At 70.6% G+C, this 17,258-nt stretch carries 15 protein-coding genes and 2 tRNA genes; 6 read left to right on the plus strand and 11 right to left on the minus strand.

The features are described from left to right. Positions 1-127 precede the first annotated feature (127 nt). Positions 128-931, plus strand: a complete 804-nt coding sequence (gene hisN / locus OIU81_RS11865) for a histidinol-phosphatase (RefSeq protein WP_329146614.1) — start codon at positions 128-130, stop codon at positions 929-931. Between the two features lie 151 nt (positions 932-1,082). Next, positions 1,083-1,484 carry a CBS domain-containing protein gene (locus tag OIU81_RS11870; protein WP_329155066.1) on the plus strand — a complete coding sequence of 134 codons (402 nt, stop codon included), beginning with the start codon at positions 1,083-1,085 and terminating at the stop codon, positions 1,482-1,484. A gap of 183 nt (positions 1,485-1,667) precedes the next feature. Here OIU81_RS11870 and OIU81_RS11875 read toward each other — a convergent pair whose 3' ends face one another. Then, positions 1,668-3,131 carry a catalase gene (locus OIU81_RS11875; RefSeq protein ID WP_329146616.1) on the minus strand — a complete coding sequence of 488 codons (1,464 nt, stop codon included), beginning with the start codon at positions 3,129-3,131 and terminating at the stop codon, positions 1,668-1,670. A 160-nt stretch (positions 3,132-3,291) separates the two neighbouring features. Between OIU81_RS11875 and OIU81_RS11880 the strand changes: the two genes are divergently transcribed. Beyond that, positions 3,292-3,711 (plus strand): Fur family transcriptional regulator, encoded by a 420-nt coding sequence (locus OIU81_RS11880; RefSeq protein WP_329146618.1) that lies wholly within the window; start codon positions 3,292-3,294, stop codon positions 3,709-3,711. A 354-nt stretch (positions 3,712-4,065) separates the two neighbouring features. Here OIU81_RS11880 and OIU81_RS11885 read toward each other — a convergent pair. From OIU81_RS11885 to OIU81_RS11900, 4 genes are all read right to left on the minus strand, one after another. Beyond that, positions 4,066-4,139 (minus strand) — tRNA-Met (locus OIU81_RS11885). Positions 4,140-4,255: 116 nt separating this feature from the next. Then, the gene (locus OIU81_RS11890) at positions 4,256-6,106 is read right to left on the minus strand and encodes a sel1 repeat family protein (RefSeq protein ID WP_329146619.1); all 1,851 of its coding nucleotides are present in this window, start codon (positions 6,104-6,106) and stop codon (positions 4,256-4,258) included. A 208-nt stretch (positions 6,107-6,314) separates the two neighbouring features. Next, positions 6,315-6,388, minus strand: a tRNA-Met gene (locus OIU81_RS11895). 108 nt (positions 6,389-6,496) lie between these two features. After that, positions 6,497-9,304 (minus strand): UPF0182 family membrane protein, encoded by a 2,808-nt coding sequence (locus OIU81_RS11900; protein WP_443073973.1) that lies wholly within the window; start codon positions 9,302-9,304, stop codon positions 6,497-6,499. Positions 9,305-9,518: 214 nt separating this feature from the next. Between OIU81_RS11900 and OIU81_RS11905 the strand changes: the two genes are divergently transcribed. Next, positions 9,519-10,073 (plus strand): PPA1309 family protein, encoded by a 555-nt coding sequence (locus OIU81_RS11905; protein WP_329146621.1) that lies wholly within the window; start codon positions 9,519-9,521, stop codon positions 10,071-10,073. Positions 10,074-10,115: 42 nt separating this feature from the next. On the opposite strand, the gene OIU81_RS11910 is transcribed toward OIU81_RS11905, so the two are convergent. From OIU81_RS11910 to OIU81_RS11925, 4 genes are all read right to left on the minus strand, one after another. Further along, complete coding sequence (locus tag OIU81_RS11910; protein ID WP_329146623.1) at positions 10,116-11,216, minus strand: YlbL family protein; 1,101 nt, start codon at positions 11,214-11,216, stop codon at positions 10,116-10,118. 120 nt (positions 11,217-11,336) lie between these two features. After that, positions 11,337-11,519 carry a hypothetical protein gene (locus tag OIU81_RS11915; protein ID WP_329146625.1) on the minus strand — a complete coding sequence of 61 codons (183 nt, stop codon included), beginning with the start codon at positions 11,517-11,519 and terminating at the stop codon, positions 11,337-11,339. 251 nt (positions 11,520-11,770) lie between these two features. Then, a complete protein-coding gene (locus OIU81_RS11920; protein WP_329146627.1) occupies positions 11,771-12,250 on the minus strand; it encodes a molybdenum cofactor biosynthesis protein MoaE in 480 nt (159 codons plus the stop codon). 104 nt (positions 12,251-12,354) lie between these two features. Further along, positions 12,355-13,506, minus strand: a complete 1,152-nt coding sequence (locus tag OIU81_RS11925) for an SDR family oxidoreductase (RefSeq protein ID WP_329146629.1) — start codon at positions 13,504-13,506, stop codon at positions 12,355-12,357. A 192-nt stretch (positions 13,507-13,698) separates the two neighbouring features. On the opposite strand from OIU81_RS11925, the gene OIU81_RS11930 reads away from it, so the two are divergent. After that, positions 13,699-15,180 carry a zinc-dependent metalloprotease gene (locus tag OIU81_RS11930; RefSeq protein WP_329146631.1) on the plus strand — a complete coding sequence of 494 codons (1,482 nt, stop codon included), beginning with the start codon at positions 13,699-13,701 and terminating at the stop codon, positions 15,178-15,180. Then, a complete protein-coding gene (locus tag OIU81_RS11935) occupies positions 15,177-15,707 on the plus strand; it encodes an NUDIX hydrolase (RefSeq protein WP_329146633.1) in 531 nt (176 codons plus the stop codon). Before OIU81_RS11930 ends, OIU81_RS11935 begins: the two co-directional genes overlap by 4 nt. A gap of 75 nt (positions 15,708-15,782) precedes the next feature. Here the strand turns inward: OIU81_RS11935 and OIU81_RS11940 are convergent, their stop codons facing one another. Continuing rightward, positions 15,783-16,541: an AIM24 family protein gene (locus tag OIU81_RS11940; RefSeq protein WP_329146635.1), complete on the minus strand. Its 759-nt coding sequence runs from the start codon at positions 16,539-16,541 to the stop codon at positions 15,783-15,785. Positions 16,542-16,561: 20 nt separating this feature from the next. Then, complete coding sequence (locus OIU81_RS11945) at positions 16,562-17,245, minus strand: AIM24 family protein (RefSeq protein WP_329146637.1); 684 nt, start codon at positions 17,243-17,245, stop codon at positions 16,562-16,564. Between the last annotated feature and the right edge of the window lie 13 nt (positions 17,246-17,258).

The raw sequence follows: 17,258 nt of genomic DNA on the forward strand, positions 1-17,258 counted from the left end.
TTGACGGGGCGCCAGATACTGTCAAGGGTCGCCGCGGCCGCCACCTGACGGCGGGGACCGGAGCGTCACACGCCCGGCGGCGCATGGCCGTGTGGCTCCCGCGTATACCAGTGGATACTGTTCGCACATGCCCGACTATCACGATGATCTTCGCCTCGGCCATGTGCTCGCGGACGCCGCGGACGCCGCCACCATGGAGCGCTTCAAGGCCCTCGACCTCAAGGTCGAGACCAAACCGGACATGACGCCGGTGAGTGAGGCGGACAAGGGCGCCGAGGAGTTGATCCGCGGCCAGCTCCAGCGGGCCCGGCCACGGGACGCGGTGCTCGGCGAGGAGTTCGGCAGCGAGGGCGCGGGGCCGCGCCGCTGGATCATCGACCCGATCGACGGCACCAAGAACTACGTCCGCGGGGTGCCGGTCTGGGCCACGCTGATCGCACTGATGGAGCGCGGTGAGGGCGGGGACCGCCCGGTGGTCGGCATCGTCTCCGCACCGGCGCTCAACCGCCGCTGGTGGGCCGCCGAGGGCCTGGGCGCCTACACGGGCCGCAGTCTCACCTCCGCGAGCCGGCTACAGGTCTCGAAGGTCGGCCGCATCCAGGACGCGTCGTTCGCGTACTCCTCGCTGACCGGCTGGGAGGAGCGCGGCAAGCTGCCCGGTTTCCTCGATCTGAGCCGGGACTGCTGGCGCACCCGCGGCTATGGCGACTTCTGGCCGTACATGATGATCGCCGAGGGCTCGGTGGACATCTGCGCGGAGCCGGAGCTGTCGCTGTGGGACATGGCGGCCTGTGCCGTGGTCGTCAACGAGGCCGGCGGACAGTTCTCCGGCCTGGACGGCAAGCCGGGCCCGCACAGCGGCAACGCGGCGGCCTCCAACGGCCTGCTGCACGAGGATCTGCTGAGTTATCTCGGCGACTCCGCCCGCTGACCTGCACAAAGGCGACTATTCAGACACTCGTCCAGCACTTACCCCTTGTTGCCCCACCGCGGGCATGTGAACATGAGAATCCCCCACTTTGTGAACTTGTGAATCTCTTCGCAAGGCACATTCACCAAGGAGGTGGCTCCCTTCCATGCCCATGCACGTCAAAGACGCCATGAGCACGGTGGTCCTCACCATCGGGCCCGCTCACACCCTCCGCCAGGCGGCACAGCTGATGGCGGCCCGCCGCCTCGGCGCGGCCGTGGTCCTCGACAACGACACCTGTGGCATCGGCATCCTCACCGAACGCGACATCCTCAACTCGCTCGGCGCGGGCGAGAATCCCGACCGGGAGACCGCCCAGACCCACACCACCCCGGACGTGGTCTTCGCCGCCCCGGACTGGACCCTTGAGGATGCCGCGGAGGCCATGGTGCGCGGCGGCTTCCGCCATCTGATCGTGCTCAACGACCAGGAACCGGTCGGCGTGGTGTCCGTACGCGACATCATCCGCATCTGGTCGACCACCACGGAGCGGGCCCGCTCCGTGCCCGCCTGAAGGGCCGCGCGCCCCCTCGGCCGGGCACACGAAGAGGCCGGAGCCCCATGGCATCCGGCCTCTTCGCTTCTTACGGCAAGCGACGATTGAGCAACCCCTTGCGGCGCGCAACCACCTCCGCGAGAGCGGCTGGCGGTACCTCCCGGCATGAGCTGGGGGAGGCTTGGCCGCAAGGGCGACCGCTCAGCCGCGCAGGGCCTGGACCGCGGCCTCCAGCCGCTTGCCGTAGTCCGCGTCCGCCTTGCGGAAGTTCTCGATCGCCCGCTGTGCGATGTCGTCGCGGGAGACCTGCGAGATGAAGCCCGCCAGGTTGTCGATCAGGCGCCCCTTCTCGTCCTCCGACATCAGGCGGTAGAGGTCACCGGCCTGGACGAAGTCGGTGTCCTCGGCGTGCGAGGGCGCCTCCTGCTCGCCGGTGGGGCCGGTCACGGTGGCCGGCTGCCACAGGGGACGGCCGGTCTCGACCGGGCCCCCGAAGCTGTTGGGCTCGTAGTTCTTCCGGCCCGCGTGACGGCCGTCGTAGAGCGCGCCGTCACGGCCGTGGGTGCGCGCCTCGGCGGCGTGCGGGCGGTTCACCGGCAGGTGGTCGGCGTTGATGCCGACGCGGTAGCGGTGGGCGTCGCCGTACGCGAAAAGGCGCCCCTGGAGCATCTTGTCAGGGGACGGGCCGATACCCGGCACGAAGTGGTGCGGGGAGAAGATCGACTGCTCGACCTCGGCGAAGATGTTCTCCGGGTTGCGGTTGAGCTCCAGCTTGCCGATCTCGATCGGCGGGTAGTCCCCGTGCGGCCAGACCTTGGTCAGGTCGAACGGGTTGAAGCGGTAGGCGGCCGCCTCGTCCGCGGGCATGATCTGCACCTGCACGGTCCACGACGGGAATTCGCCCCGCTCGATGGACTCCCGCAGGTCGCGCTGGTGACTGTCCGGGTCGAGCCCGGAGGTCTCGGCGGCCTCGGAGGTGGTGAGGTTCTTGATCCCCTGGTCGGTCTTGAAGTGGTACTTGACCCAGAAGACCTCGCCGGCCTCGTTGTTCCACTGGAAGGTGTGCGAGCCGTAGCCGTTCATGTGGCGGTACGAGGCGGGGATGCCGCGGTCGCCGAACAGCCAGGTGACCTGGTGGGTGGACTCGGGCGACAGACCCCAGAAGTCCCAGACGTTGTCCGCCTCCTGCGAGCCGGTGTACGGGTCGCGCTTCTGGGTGTGGATGAAGTCCGGGAACTTGATGGCGTCCTTGATGAAGAACACCGGGGTGTTGTTGCCGACGAGGTCGTAATTGCCCTCTTCGGTGTAGAACTTCAGCGCGAAGCCGCGCGGGTCACGCACCGCGTCGGCCGAGCCGAGGTTGCCCGCGACGGTGGAGAAGCGCAGGAACGTCTCCGTCTGCTTGCCGACCTCGGAGAGGAAGTGGGCGCGGGTGTACTTGGTCACATCCGCGGTCACCGTGAACGTGCCGTACGCAGCGGCGCCACGGGCGTGCACGATGCGCTCCGGGATGCGCTCGCGGTTGAAGTGCGCGAGCTTTTCGATCAGGAGCTGGTCCTGGATGAGGCCGGGACCGCCGGCGCCGGCGGTCTCACTGTTCTGGTTGTCCCCGACCGGAGCCCCGGACTCCGTGGTCAGCGGTCCGGTGGTGCTCTCTACCGACACGTGCGCCTCCTGAAAAGTCTTCTCCACCTGCCTTGGCTTGCGCCGATCACGATCCTACATTGGACAATGTCTAAGTCAAGAAGAATGCGAAAGCAGTACTCGATCCGGTCATGGACCTACCACTGCTACCCTGGCTTTATCTGACTGATAGGTGAATGGCATGAGTGACCTGCTGGAACGGCTCCGAGGACGCGGCTGGCGGCTGACCGCGCAGCGACGCGTCGTCGCCGAGGTCCTCGACGGGGACCACGTCCACTACACCGCCGACGAGGTGCACGCGCGGGCCTCCGACCGGCTCCCGGAGATCTCCCGCGCCACGGTCTACAACACCCTGGGCGAACTGGTCTCGCTCGGCGAGGTGCTCGAGGTGAGCACCGACGGCCGGGCCAAGCGCTACGACCCCAACGCCCACCACGACCACCAGCACCTCGTCTGCTCGCAGTGCGGCACGATCCGCGACGTCCACGTCCAGGGCGACCCGCTCTCCGCGCTGCCCGAGCCGGAGCGCTACGGCTTCCAGGTCTCCGAGGTCACCGTCACCTACCGGGGCATCTGCCCCAAGTGCAGCGCCCCGTCCTGACCCCACGGGGTGGCGGCCCCCTTCCTGGTGGCTTCCTGGCCGCCCCCGCCGCACGGCACGCCGTACGCCCCGCTGAGCCCGCGCCCACCCGGCCGCGGGCTCCTTCGTGTGCCCGGCCCCGCCCACCGGTCCCGCCGCTGTCGCCACACCCCCACGCGTGCGCACACCGCACCACTGCCCAGCCACCGCCCGGCCGAATCCGGCATGGCGCCGCACCGCCGGGGCACCACGCTTTCCGGCCACCGTGCGTGCCCCTGCCCGGGCCGGCGCACGGCGCAAGACAACCGGCGCCGCACCCGGAAGACGACATGACGAAGGCCCGGATTCCCAAGGAATCCGGGCCTTCGTCTTCAGTAGCGGGGACAGGATTTGAACCTGCGACCTCTGGGTTATGAGCCCAGCGAGCTACCGAGCTGCTCCACCCCGCGTCGTTGTGTCTTTACTCTAACCCCGGCCCGACGACCAGCGCAAATCCCTTCCGCGCGGCCCAGGGCCCGCCCCGCGGCCCGGCCCCGGGCCGGGCCCCGTGGACCCGGCCCTGGGCTCAGGCGCTGAGCTCCTCCTGGAGCGCCGTCCGCAGCCGCGCCGCGCGCTCGGCGACCTCCGGCGGCCCCAGCTCGACGGCCCGGGCGCACCAGCTCTGCGCCTCCGCGAGCGCCCCGCGCCGGGCGGCGAGCAGCGCCAGCCGCAGGGCCGCCCGGCCGTGCCCGCCCTCGGCGGCGCGCTGCCACCACAGGGCGGCCTCGGGAAGGCTGCCCTCGCGGGCCAGCAGCAGCCCGAGGTTGAAGGCACCGTTCCGGCTGCCCGCCTCGGCCGCCGCGCGGTAGCGGTCCGCGGCCTCGACCACGTCCCCGCGGGCCGCGGCGAACATGCCCATACGGACCTGGGCACGGCGGTGCCCCTGCGCCGCGGCCCGCTCGTACCACCGCATGCTCTCGTCGTCCGCCGGGCGCTCACCGTCCGCGAGCCCCTCGCCGGCGGCCGACGCCTGGCGGTCGAGGAGATCCGCGAGCCGGAAGGCCGCCTCGGCGCTGCCCCCGCCGGCCGCGCAGCGCAGATTCCGCTCCGCGTCCTGGAGTTCACCGTCCCGCAGCTGCACGATGGCGACCTGCAGCGCCGCGTCCGTGTGCCCCGCCGCGGCCGCCCGCTCGTACCAGGCGTGCGCCGTACGCTCGGCGCCCCGGCCGGCATGGAGAATGCCGAGGTTGAACGCGGCGTCCACGCTGCCCGCCTCGGCCGCCTTGGAGAACCACGGCTCGGCGCCCGAGGCGTCGCCGCGCTGGAGCAGCAGGATGGCCAGCGCGTTGGCGGCCTCGCGGTGCCCGGCGTAGGCGGCGCGGCGGTACCACTGCTCGCCCCGTCCCTCCCGGCCCTGTGCGGCACACAGCAGGCCGATGTTGTAGGCGCCGTTGACGTCCCCGGCGTCCAGGGCGGCGCGGTACCAGCGTTCGGCGGTCTGCAGTTCGCCGCGGTCGGCGTGGAGTGCGCCCAGCGCGTTGGCGGCGTTGCCGTCGCCGTCCTGGGCGGCGCGCCGCCACCACTCGGCCGCGCTCTCCTCGTCCCCCGCGTCGCGCAGCAGGAAGCCCAGCGCACAGGCGGCGCGGGCCTCGCCGTCCTTGGCGGCGGACAGATACCAGCGGCCCGCCTCCTGGACGTCCCCACGGTCCTCCAGGAGCGCACCCAGCTGCAGCGCGGCCCGCCGGTGGCCGCGCGCGGCGGCCTGGCGGTACCACTGCTCGGCCTCCTCCTGCCGGCTCAGCTCGCCGTACGCGGGGGTCGCGCGGTGGTCCGCGTCGCCGCCGTCCTCGATGAGCCGGGCGAGGCGGTACGCAGCCTCGCGGTGGCCCCGCTCGGCGGCCGTACGGAACCAGCGTCCGGCGCCGATGTCGCCGCGGTGCTCCAGGAGGTCGGCGAGCGCGTAGGCACCCAGGCAGTGGCCGGACTCGGCGGACTGGCGCAGCCAGTACTCGGCGGCCGGCTCGTCGCCGCGCTCGCGGTAGTGGCGCCCGAGGGCGTGCGCGGCGGCGGCGGAACCGGCCACGGCGGCGATCCGCCACCAGCCGCCCGCCTCGTCCGCATAGCCCCGCTGATGGAGCAGGACGCCCAGGTTATTGGCGGCTGCACGGTCACCGGCGGCGGCAGCGGAGCGCAGATGCGGCTCGGCGCCGTCGAGGTCACCGCGGCGCAGCAGCATCGCGCCCAGCGCGCTCATCGCGGCGGTGTCGCCCGCCTCTGCGGCCCGGCGGTGGCCGGACTCGGTCACGGCATCGGACGCCTCGGCGGCCTCGGCCGCCTCCATCGCGTCCATCTGCAGCTCGGATTCGCGCCCGTCGTCGGGCGCATGCACAAACCGGTCTGTCTCCAACAACCTTGCCTTGTCCCCCATAAGACCCATCGTCGCATCACCTGTTACCCGCGTACACCTGGTATACCGCAGCAAGTGAGGTCACTTCAGCGGTTTGTCGACTTCCCGACACGACGACTTGGCAAACTCAAGCACACACCTTCCCCACATCGGCCGCACGACCCGGCCTTGACCGATATCGGCCGGAACACACGACGAAGGCCCGGATCCCTGAGGGATCCGGGCCTTGGTCATTCAGTAGCGGGGACAGGATTTGAACCTGCGACCTCTGGGTTATGAGCCCAGCGAGCTACCGAGCTGCTCCACCCCGCGTCGTTGTGTCCACAAGGTATCACGGCACCGGCCGGCCCCCGGACCGGTGCGGCCCCCGCGCCGCGGTGCGAACCGGCGGCGCGGGGCCAGAACGTCGTGCCGGCCGGCTCAGCCGCCCGGCTTGCCGCCCTTCTCGGACGCCTTCGCCGCCCGGTCCAGCGCGGCCTTGAGCTTCTTCTGGGCCTCGCCGTAACCGGCCCAGTCGCCCGCGGCACGTGCCTTCTCGCCCTCTTCGTAGGCCTTCTGGGCGTCGGACAGGGCCTGCTGCACCGTCTGGCCGGACGGCTGCTGCCCGGTGTCACTGCCGCCCGGCGGCTTCTCGGTGCCCGTACTGGGCGCCTTCTTGCCGAAGACCACGTCCAGCGCGTCCTTGAGGGAGTCCTCCAGGACGGGCTTGTTGTCGCCGTAGCTGACCAACACCTTCTTCAGGAGCGGGTAGTTGGTGTTGGCGCCGCGCAGGTAGACCGGTTCGACGTACAGCAGACCGCCGTCCAGGGGCACGGTCAGCAGATTGCCGTACTCGATCTCCGAGTCGCCGAGCTTCTTGAGGATGTTCAGCTCATTGGCGATGTTCGGATCGGAGTTGAACTTCGACTGCACCAGCTGCGGCCCCGGCACCGGTGTCTGCGAGGGCAGTTTCAGGAGTCTGATCCTGCCGTAGTCCGGACTCGTCGCATTGGCGTCGACGGCCATGAACGCGCCGAGGTTGTCCCGCTTGTTGGGCGTGAAGGTCGTCGTCAGCGAGAAGGCCCGGTCCTTCTGGTCCGGCATCTTCATGCTCAGGTAGTACGGCGGGACGGCGTTGCCCGACTTGGTGGTCGGGTCGTTCGGGATCTGCCAGCGCTCGGATCCGGTGTAGAAGGTGCCGGGGTCCGTGACGTGGTAGGTGGTGAGCAGCTGGCGCTGCACCTTGAAGAGGTCCTGCGGATAGCGCAGGTGTTCGCGCAGCGACGGGCTGATGGCGCTCTTCTTCTGGACCGTGCCGGGGAAGGACTTCATCCAGGTCTTGAGGACGGGGTCCTTCTCGTCCCACTGGTAGAGCTTGACCGAGCCGTCGTAGGCGTCCACCGTCGCCTTGACGGAGTTGCGGATGTAGTTGACCTGGTTCTGCTGGGCCACCACCGCCCGCTGGCCGTCGGTGAGCGAATCGGCCGTGCTGTCCCCGAGCGTGGTGCGCGAGGCGTACGGATAGCCGTTGCTGGTGGTGTAGGCGTCCACGATCCACTTGATCCGGCCGTCGATGACCGCCGGATAGGCGTCGCCGTCGATGGTCAGCCAGGGGGCGACGGACTCCACGCGCTCCTTGGGCGTGCGGTTGTACAGGATCCGCGAGCCGTCGCCGATCGCGCCGGAGTAGAGGATCTGCGGCTCACCGAACGCCACCGCGTAGGCGGCGCGGTTGACCGGGTTGGCGAGGCTGACACCGCTCGTGCCCCGGTAGCTGTAGCTCTTCTCGCCGCTGTCGTCGGAGTAGTCCAGCTCCTTCTGCGGACCGCCGACGATGGAGTACTGGGTGGTCTTCTCGCCGTAGTAGACCCGCTGCTGGTACGAGCCGAGCTGTCCCTTGGCGGGCAGATCCGACTCGGTGTACTTCGGGCCGCCGCCGTCGGCGGCCTCGGTCCCCTTGGCGGCGACCGCGCCGTAGCCGTGGGTGTACTTGAAGTGGTCGTTGATCCAGTTGCGCTCGGGGATGCCGGCGATGTTCAGCTCACGCAGACCGATGACGGTGTCCTGCTCGGCACCGTCCTTGTCCTTGTAGCGGTCGACATCGAGGGTGGAGGGGAACTGGTAGTACCCACGCACCTGCTGCTGTTGCTGAAAGGCCGGCGAGACCACGTTCGGGTCGAGCAGCCGCAGGCTGGCGGTGGTGTCGGCGTCGTCGCGCAGCCGCTGGCTGTCCGCCTTGTCGGCGGGCTTGTAGTTGCCCTTGTACGGGGTGACCTCGGAGCCTTGGATGCCGTACGCGTCCCGGGTCGCCTTGATGTTCTGCTTGATGTACGGCGCTTCCTTGGCCTGCTCGTTCGGCTGGACCTGGAACTTCTGCACGATCGCCGGATAGAGCCCGCCGATCAGGATCGCCGAGAGCACCATCAGCCCGAAACCGATCACCGGCAGCTGCCAGGTGCGCCGCCACAGCGTCGCGAAGAACAGCACCGCGCAGATCGCCGCGATGAAGAACAGGATGGTCTTCGCCGGGAGATAGGCGTTGGCGTCGACGTAGCGCAGGCCGGTCCAGTTGTCGGCCGACTTCAGGCCGCTGGACTTGACCGCGAGGCCGTACCGGTCGAGCCAGTAGGCGATCGCCTTGAGCGAGACGAAGATGCCCAGCAGCACCGACAGATGACCGGTCGCCGCTGCCGTCGCCCGCGAGCCGGGGCTGGTCAGCCGCAGTCCGCCGTAGAGGTAGTGGGTCAGCGCCGCGGCGACCAGGCACAGCACCGCGCAGGCGAAGCCGAAGCTCAACAGGAAGCGGTACCAGGGCAGATCGAAGGTCCAGAAGGAGATGTCCTTGCCGAACTGCGGGTCCGTCTTGCCGAACGGCACGCCATTGACCCACTGGAGCCAGGTGCGCCACTCGCCGGAGGCCGAGGCGCCGGCGATCAGGCCGATCGCCGCGGTGATCGCGATCAGCGCCCACTTCTTGAACGGCGCGATGCCCATCCGGTAGCGGTCCAGGCTCTGCTGCTCCATGGACATCGCGCTCAGCGGCGGCCGCAGCCGGTGCGCCAGCCAGATGTTGACGCCGACGGCCGAGGCCATCACGACGCCAAAGGAGAAGAACAGTCCGATCTTGGTCCACAGGGTGGTGGTGAAGACCGAGGAGTACTTGACCGATCGATACCAGAGCCAATCCGTCCAAAACCCCGCAAACATCACGAAAAGCATGGCCAGTACGGCCAGCACACCCAATGTCATGAGCAGGGTCCGGATCCGCCGCGATGGTCGGCCGACTCTGATCCGTGGCCCTGTCGGGCCTCCGCCGCGGTCCGGCATCTGGAAAGCCAAGGTGCGCACCTCGAAGTTCGCTGTCGTGTGGAGCAGGCCCGGCGATAGTAGGACCCACTGATGCAACTTACGAAGGCTTTACCCGGTTCCCGATTTCGGGGGGATACAAGGCACGATGTGCAGCATGACCAACCTCCCCGTTGACGGCACCCCCCTCGCCGCCGACCCCCTGACCCGTGCGGTGCTCGAAATCGACGAGTACAGCGCCGGGCTCGGCTGGGACCAGCCCGCCCGACTGTTCGCCCTCGTCGACACCGCCAAGCTGCGCGCACAGGAGCCCTCGCTCGCCGCACAGCTCGGCATCGACGACTCCACCACCGCTTCCCTGACCCCCGTGGAGCAGGACGAGATCCCGGCGGGCGTCCCGCTGGACGAGTTCCTGGCCACCATCGCCTGGCCGGATGCCGTGAGCGGCTGCGCACTGACCGTGGAGCGGCTGATGCTGCCGCCGTCGGCCGAGGATTCCGAGCCCGCGGGCATGAACGAGGCGCAGCTCGCCACCTGGGTCGCCGAGCACCCGGACCGCCAGGAGGTCCGGATGACGGTGGCCGTGCTGCGCGACGGCCGCCGCGAATCGGCGCTGCGGCTGCGCGAGAAGGACTCCACGTCCGAGGTGCTCACCGGCGCGGCGCTGGTACCGGGCCTCGCGGAAGCGCTGGCCACCACCTTCGAGAGCTGACCGCCCGGGCCGGGCCTCGGCGTCCGGCCCGCGGCCCGCCCGCTAGGACTTGCCCGCCGGGCTGCAGCCGGGCAGGCCGGCGAGATCGCCCTTGCGTATCTTCTCCAGCGCCTTGACGGCGTCACCGATGGTGTCGACCTTCACCAGCCGGAGCCCGCGCGGGGTGTCCTTGGCGGCGGTGGCGCAGTTGTCCTTGGGTGTCAGGAAGAACTCCGCGCCCTTGTCGCGCGCGCCGACCGTCTTCATCGAAATGCCGCCGATCGGGCCGACCTTGCCCTTGTCGTCGATGGTGCCCGTGCCGGCCACGAACTTGCCGCCGGTCATGTCGCCGGGCGTGAGCTTGTCGACGATGCCCAGGGCGAACATCAGCCCGGCGCTCGGGCCGCCGACATCGGCCAGCTTGACGTCGATGGGGAACGGGAAGATGTGATCCGCCGCGGCCTGGATGCCCACGACGGCGCGGCCGTCGTCCGCCTTCTGCGTGGTGATCGTGACCTGCTTCTGCCCGGCGGTGGCGGGCTTCTTGCCCTGCTTCTCCGCCGCGGCGGCGTCCTTGACGGGGATGATCGTGAAGACCACCGGCTGGCCGGGCTTGTGCCGGGTGACGAGCTTGGCGACATCGCCGGTCTGCTTGACCGCCGTGCCGTCCACCGCCTTGATCACATCGCCGGCGTGCAGCCGCCCGTCGGCCGGCTTGTCCTTGAGGACGGAGCCGACCACGGTCTGGCCGGCGACCGGGATGTGCAGCTGGCCGAGGGCGGCGGCCTTGGCGCTCTCCTGGGACTGGCTGAACTCCTCGGCGTTCTCCTGGTCGGCCTGCTCGGCCGTCTGCCCCTCGGGGTAGAGGGTCTTGTGGGGCACCACGGCGTTGTCATGGTCGAGCCAGCCGTACACCGCCTCGAAGAGGTTCATGGTGTAGTCGGGGCCGGTGACGCGGACCGTGGTCATGTTGAGATGCCCGGTCGTCGGGTACGTCTTGCGCCCGGAAATCGCCAGCACCGGCTCGCCGTCGTGATCACCGAGCGTGTTGACCGTGGGCCCCGGCGACATCTCTGAGTACGGCACAGGGATCAGCACTCCCGCGCAGAGCAGCGCGATCAGCATCAGAGTCGAGGCGAGCAGCGTCGCGGTGCGGCGTGGCATGGAACGACAGTACGGGACGGGTATGACAACCGGCCCGCGGGGCCGTCCGTACGAGGGCCCTTCAGCGGCCCGCGCGGGGCCGCTGAAGGGCCACCTTCCGGTGCGTGCGTACGGCGGTTCTCAGACCGGATCCGAGGCGGGGTCGGGGACGGAGTGTTCCTTCTCCATGGCGTCACGGAACCGGGCGTAGCCCGCGAGTTCGGCCACATCCCCGGTCTTGCGGTTCCGCAGGGCCCAGCTGCTCCACACGGCGGCGATCAGCCCGGCACTGACCGGAATCAGCAGCCACAGGAGTGCACCCATCAACGACCTCCCAACCCCTATGTTCGACGAGATCGACGAATAAGCAGATTAACCATCTGTGGGGTCAACGCTCACGCCAGGGGGCGGGTTACGCAACTGGAACACAACGCACCGGTTCGCCCCGTCTTCGCAGGCCGGATGCCTCGCGCCGGCACGGTCCCCGCCGGCCCCGTCTGTGCTCTCGTCTGCCCCGGGAACGGCCCGCCACGCCCCTCATTTTCCCCCGGAAATCCGCCGCCCCGAGGAGCCGTTCAGGCGCCCACCCATTCCTCCGTGCCGTCCGAGAACGTCTGGTGCTTCCAGATCGGGACTTCGTGCTTGAGGTCGTCGATCAGCTTGCGGCAGGCCTCGAAGGCCTCGCCCCGGTGCGGGCAGGACACCGCGACGACCACGGCGAGATCACCGATGCGCAGCTCGCCCACCCGGTGGACGGCGGCCAGCGCCCGCACCGGGAAGTCGGCGATCACCTTCTCGGCGATCCGGCGCATCTCCGCCTCGGCGCTGGGGTGCGCGGAGTAGCCCAGGCCGTCGACGTCGGCGCCGTTGTCGTGCGAGCGGACCGTGCCGACGAACAGCGCGGTGCCGCCGGCCGCCGCGTCGCCGACGGCCGTGAACACCTCGTCCACCGACAGGGGGGTGTCGCGGATCTCCAGGAGCCGGATCGGCTCCGCGGCGGCGTGCTCACCGGGGTGGTCGCGGCCGGGGGACGAAGCGGAGGGCGTGCCAGACATGGGTCCATCGTGCCGCACCGGGGGGCGCGGCGGGAATGGCCGTTTCCGCCCGTGGTCCGGACCGCCGTCTGGAGACTCCTCCAGGCCGGCGGCCCGGTCCGCGCTCAGATACGGCGGCGTGCCTTGCGGGCCCGCCGTACCAGGGCCGCGGTGCCCAGGAGGGCGACGGTGGCGCCGGCGGCCCCGGCGGCGGTGGCGTCCTTGCGTCCCAGGCGGCGGCCGGCGACGGTGTGGCGTCCGGCGACCTCCTCCAGGAGCTCGGCGAGCACCTCCTCGTTCGTCCACCGGGGCCGCCAGCCCGCGTCGTGCAGCCGGCTGCCGCTGACCACCCACGGGTACATCGTGTACGCGAGGTCCCCGGCGGGCGACGGCGTCAGGCCGATGCGGTGCAGCCGGGCCGCGGCACCCAGGGCCACCGAGGACGGCAGCTCCATGCGCCGGATGCCGGACAGCTCCTCGACCTCCTCCTGCTCCAGCCAGCCGTCACAGCCGACCGCCAGCTCGCCCTCGACCTTCTCCAGCGCGGCGTGCTCCAGGGCGCTGACCAGGTCCTCGACATGGCAGAACTGCCAGGCGGGGCGGGATCCGGCCACGACCAGGAGGCGGGGCGACTCGAAGTACCGGGTCAGCGCGGTGTCGGTGCCGCCCACCAGGACGGCGGGGCGCAGAACGGTGACGTTCAGGCCCGGGTGTGCGCGGGGGGCGCGGTGTGCCAGGTGCTCGATCTCCAGCAGGTCGCCGACGCCGGTGGCGTCCGCGGTGGCGTGCAGCTCGGCGTCCTCGGCCAGGGGGACGTCGTTGTCGGGCAGCGCCCCGTAGACCATGGCGGAGGTGCACAGCACCACGCGGTGGACACCGGCGGCAGCGGCGGCGGTGAGCACGGTCTGGGTGCCGCGCACGTTGTAGGCGGTGCGGGCCGCGGCGTCGGTCTCCAGGTCGAGGTCGAGCGCCAGGTGGACGACGACGTCCACGCCGCGCAGCTTGTCGGCGATGGCCGGGTCCCGGACGTCCAGGACGTGCCAGTGCGCCTCGGCGATGTCACCGCGCCGCTCGTCGATGGCCACCACCTCCTTGACCTCGTCGGAGGCGACCAGGGCGCGGGTGAGCAGCGCACCGACTCCGGAGGCGGCTCCGGTGACGGCGATGACGGGCCGGCGCGGCGGCCGGCCCGCGGTGCCGCCCGCGGTGTCGTCTGCCTTCTCGGTCTGGGCCGCAGCGTTTCGCGCTGCGCGAACGGTCGGATCTGGGGAACTCACCGGGCGTCTCCAGCGGTTGTCTTCAGTGCGTACGTGTGGTGACGCGTGCGCACCAGGTGGCGTCCATCCTGCCGCAGCCACCGGGACAGCGAAGCACCGAGCCCCGAAGCGGCCCGGGTGTCTACGCTGGAGGTGATGTGGGCAGCCTGCCGTCGGCCACCTGGTCGGCGGCCCTACGAGCCGAGGAACCCCGTGAGTGACACCCCATTTGGATTCGGCCTTCCGCCGGAGGAGCCGGAGGACGGCGACAACGGCGAGAAGAAGGGCGGCCAGGGAGGTAGCCAGGGCCCCGCGGACCCCTTCGGGTTCGGCGGCGGGAGCGGCGGCGCGGACAACCCGTTCGCGGCGCTCTTCGGCGGCATGGGCGGCCCCGGCGGCGAAATGAACCCTGGTGACCTGGGAGCGGCCTTCCAGAAGCTCGGCCAGATGCTCTCCTACGAGGGCGGCCCGGTGAACTGGGACATGGCCAAGGACATCGCGCGCCAGACCGTCGCGCAGGGCGCCGAGGACGGCAGCAAGGACGCGAGCCTGTCGCCGGGCGAGCGCAGCGCGGTCGAGGAGGCCGTACGGCTGGCGGACCTGTGGCTGGACGGTGTGACGTCGCTGCCGTCGGGCTCCGCCGGGGTGGTGGCCTGGAGCCGCGCCGAGTGGGTCGAGGAGACCCTGCCGGTGTGGAAGGACCTGGTCAATCCGCTCGCCGAGCGCGTCGGGGCGGCGATGGGCGATGTGCTCCCCGGGGAGATGCAGGCCATGGCCGGCCCGCTGCTGGGGATGATGCGTTCCATGGGCGGCGCGATGTTCGGCACCCAGATCGGGCAGGCGCTGGGCGTCCTGGCCAGTGAGGTCGTCGGTTCGACGGACATCGGACTGCCGCTGGGCCCGGCCGGCAAGGCCGCGCTGCTGCCCGGCAACATCGCCTCGTTCGGCGAGGGCCTGGGCGTGCCCCAGGAGGAGGTGCGGCTGTATCTGGCCCTGCGCGAGGCCGCCCACCAGCGGCTCTTCGCCCATGTGCCGTGGCTGCGCTCGCATCTCTTCGGTGCCGTCGAGGGCTATGCGCGCGGTATCAAGGTCGACACGACCAAGCTCGAGGACGTGGTCGGCCAGATCGATCCGCAGCATCCCGAGGAGCTGCAGAACGCCCTTCAGCAGGGCATGTTCCAGCCCGAGGACACCCCGGAGCAGAAGGCGGCGCTGGCCCGGCTGGAGACGGCCCTGGCGCTCGTCGAGGGCTGGGTGGACGCGGTGGTGCACGCCGCCGCCAAGCCGCATCTGCCGTCGTCGGACAAGCTCCGTGAGACGCTGCGCCGGCGCCGGGCGAGCGGTGGCCCCGCCGAGCAGACGTTCTCGACGCTGATCGGCCTGCAGCTGCGGCCGCGGCGGCTGCGGGACGCCTCGCGGCTGTGGGCGTCGCTGACGGACGCGCGGGGCCTGGAGGGCCGCGACGGCCTGTGGGAGCACCCGGACATGCTGCCGACGGCGGCCGACCTGGACGACCCGGACGGGTTCGTGCACCACGAGCAGCCGGACTTCTCCGAGCTCGACAAGATGCTCGGCGAGGCCGCGAGCGGCGGCAAGCCGGATCTGCACAAGCCCGCCCCGAAGAGCGACGGCCCGGACGAGACCCCCGGCGAGGGCAAGGCCGACGGCGACAGCAAGGGCGACGGCGACAAGTGAGTCTGCACGAGGACGCGGCGCGGGTGCTCAAGGAGTGGCCCGCGCCGTCCCCCGAACAGGAACAGCTGCGGCTGGCGTATCTGGACCATCTCGCCGTCCATCGGGACGGCATGTGGAAGCCCTGCAAGGAGGGGCATGTCACGGCCAGCGCGCTGGTGATCGACCCGGCCGGCGGCAGCGTGCTGCTCACCCTGCACCGCAAGCTGAAGATGTGGCTGCAGATGGGCGGCCACTGCGAACCCGAGGACTCCTCGCTCGCCGGGGCGGCGCTGCGGGAGGCGCGGGAGGAGTCCGGGATCGCGCGGGGGCTGACGCTGCTGCCCGGCGGTCCGGTGCGGCTGGACCGCCACCTCACGCCCTGCGCGGTGCATCTGGACGTCCAGTACGCGGCGCTGGCGCCCGAGGGCGCGGTGGCGGCGATCAGCGACGAGTCGCTGGACCTGCGGTGGTTCACCTATGACGAGGTGCCCGGCATCGCCGACGCATCGGTGGTGCGGCTGGTGGACCGTACCCGCGCACTGCTCTAGACAGCGGCCGCGGCGCCCGTCCCGGTCTTCCCGGGGCGGGCGCCGTCGCTGGCCCTCACAGGGCGTCGGCGGGGGTCAGTTGGTGAAGATGTTGCCCTGGTTGTGTCCCCGGGCGCCCTGCTGACCCATGCCGAACTGGGCGGCCATACCGGAGCCCATGACGGCGTTCTGCGGCGGCAGCAGCTCGCTGGGCTGGACCAGTGCGTAGCCCTGGCCGAGGAAGCTGAGTTCCCAGCCCTCACCGGTGTTGCCGCGGCGGCGCCACACCCCGGAGGAGTGCGTCTGCGCCTGCATCTGGACGCGCAGCGAGGCGGACCAGGCGACCACCGCGTCGGCGTCGGCGTTGACGTACTTCTCGGGCGTGACCTGCAGCATCAGGGGCTGGCCGGAGGTCATCAGGACGACCTTGCCCTGCCCGGAGATGTTGAGCTGGTACTTGCCGGTCCCGGAGATGCCGTACTGGCTGTCGACGGCGACGACGTCCCAGTGGAGGCCGGAGTCCAGCGCGAGGACGTAGCTGCTGTCGACGGTGAGGCCGTCGTGATCGACGTCGACGACATGGACGTACTGGGCGAGGTTGGCCAGATAGACCGTCCCCTGCCCGGAGACGCGCATCAGGTCGAGGCCCTCGCCGGAGTGGGCGCGGGCCCGGTGCTGGCCGGGCGTCTGGTAGTTGCCGTCGAATTCGAGCAGCCCCTGGTAGGCGACCATCGCGCCCTTACGGGCGAGGACGTCCTCGTGGCCCTGGAGGGCGACGCGCAGCAACTGGTTGTTCTGCAGGGCGTAGCGGTCCTGGGTCTGTGCCTCGGTGAAGGCGAAAAGCGGACTCTGCATGGCGTGTTCGGTCCTCCCCCTCAGCCCCGGGCCCGGAGCCGGTCGGTGCTGTCCTCGCTGGGCTGGACGACGACGAACCCCTGGCCGGAGAAGCCCAGTTGGTATGCCTCGCCGCTGCCGCGCCCGATCATCGAGGACGCCTTGAAGCTGCGCTTGCCCTTCATCTTCAGATGGGTCGACCAGGCGACCAGGGCGTCGGGGTCCACATAGGTCTCGTCCTCGCCGCGGCCGCAGTCGACGACGATGGGGGTGCCACGGGAGGTCAGCGCGACCCAGCCGGTGCCGGAGATCCCGACGTTGAAGAGCCCCTGGCCGGCGAACTTCGCCATGCCCTTGACGCGCTGCACTCCCCACTGGAGCTGGGTGTCGAAGGCGAGGAGGTTGGTGCCGTTGACGGAGAGGGCGTCGTCGTTGAGGTGGATGCAGACGACATCGGCGCCGTAGTCGGCGAGGTAGAGCACGCCGTCGCCGGAGCACTTCATCAGGGGCGCGCCTTCGCCGGTGAGCCACTGGGAGGCCATCTGGCGGACGGCGGGAGGGTTCGGCTCGTACTGGACGAAGCCCTCGTAGGCGACCATGGAGCCGGTGCGGGCGAAGATGTCCTGGCCGCTCTGCATGGCGATCTTCACCATGGCGCTGCCGTGGTTCTCCATACGGGCGGCGGGCGGGGTCGGGGCGTAGCCCGACAGCTGCTGCTGGTTCATGACTTTTCGGGCT

The sequence above is a fragment of the Streptomyces sp. NBC_01454 genome (assembly GCF_036227565.1).
Lineage (GTDB): Bacteria > Actinomycetota > Actinomycetes > Streptomycetales > Streptomycetaceae > Streptomyces.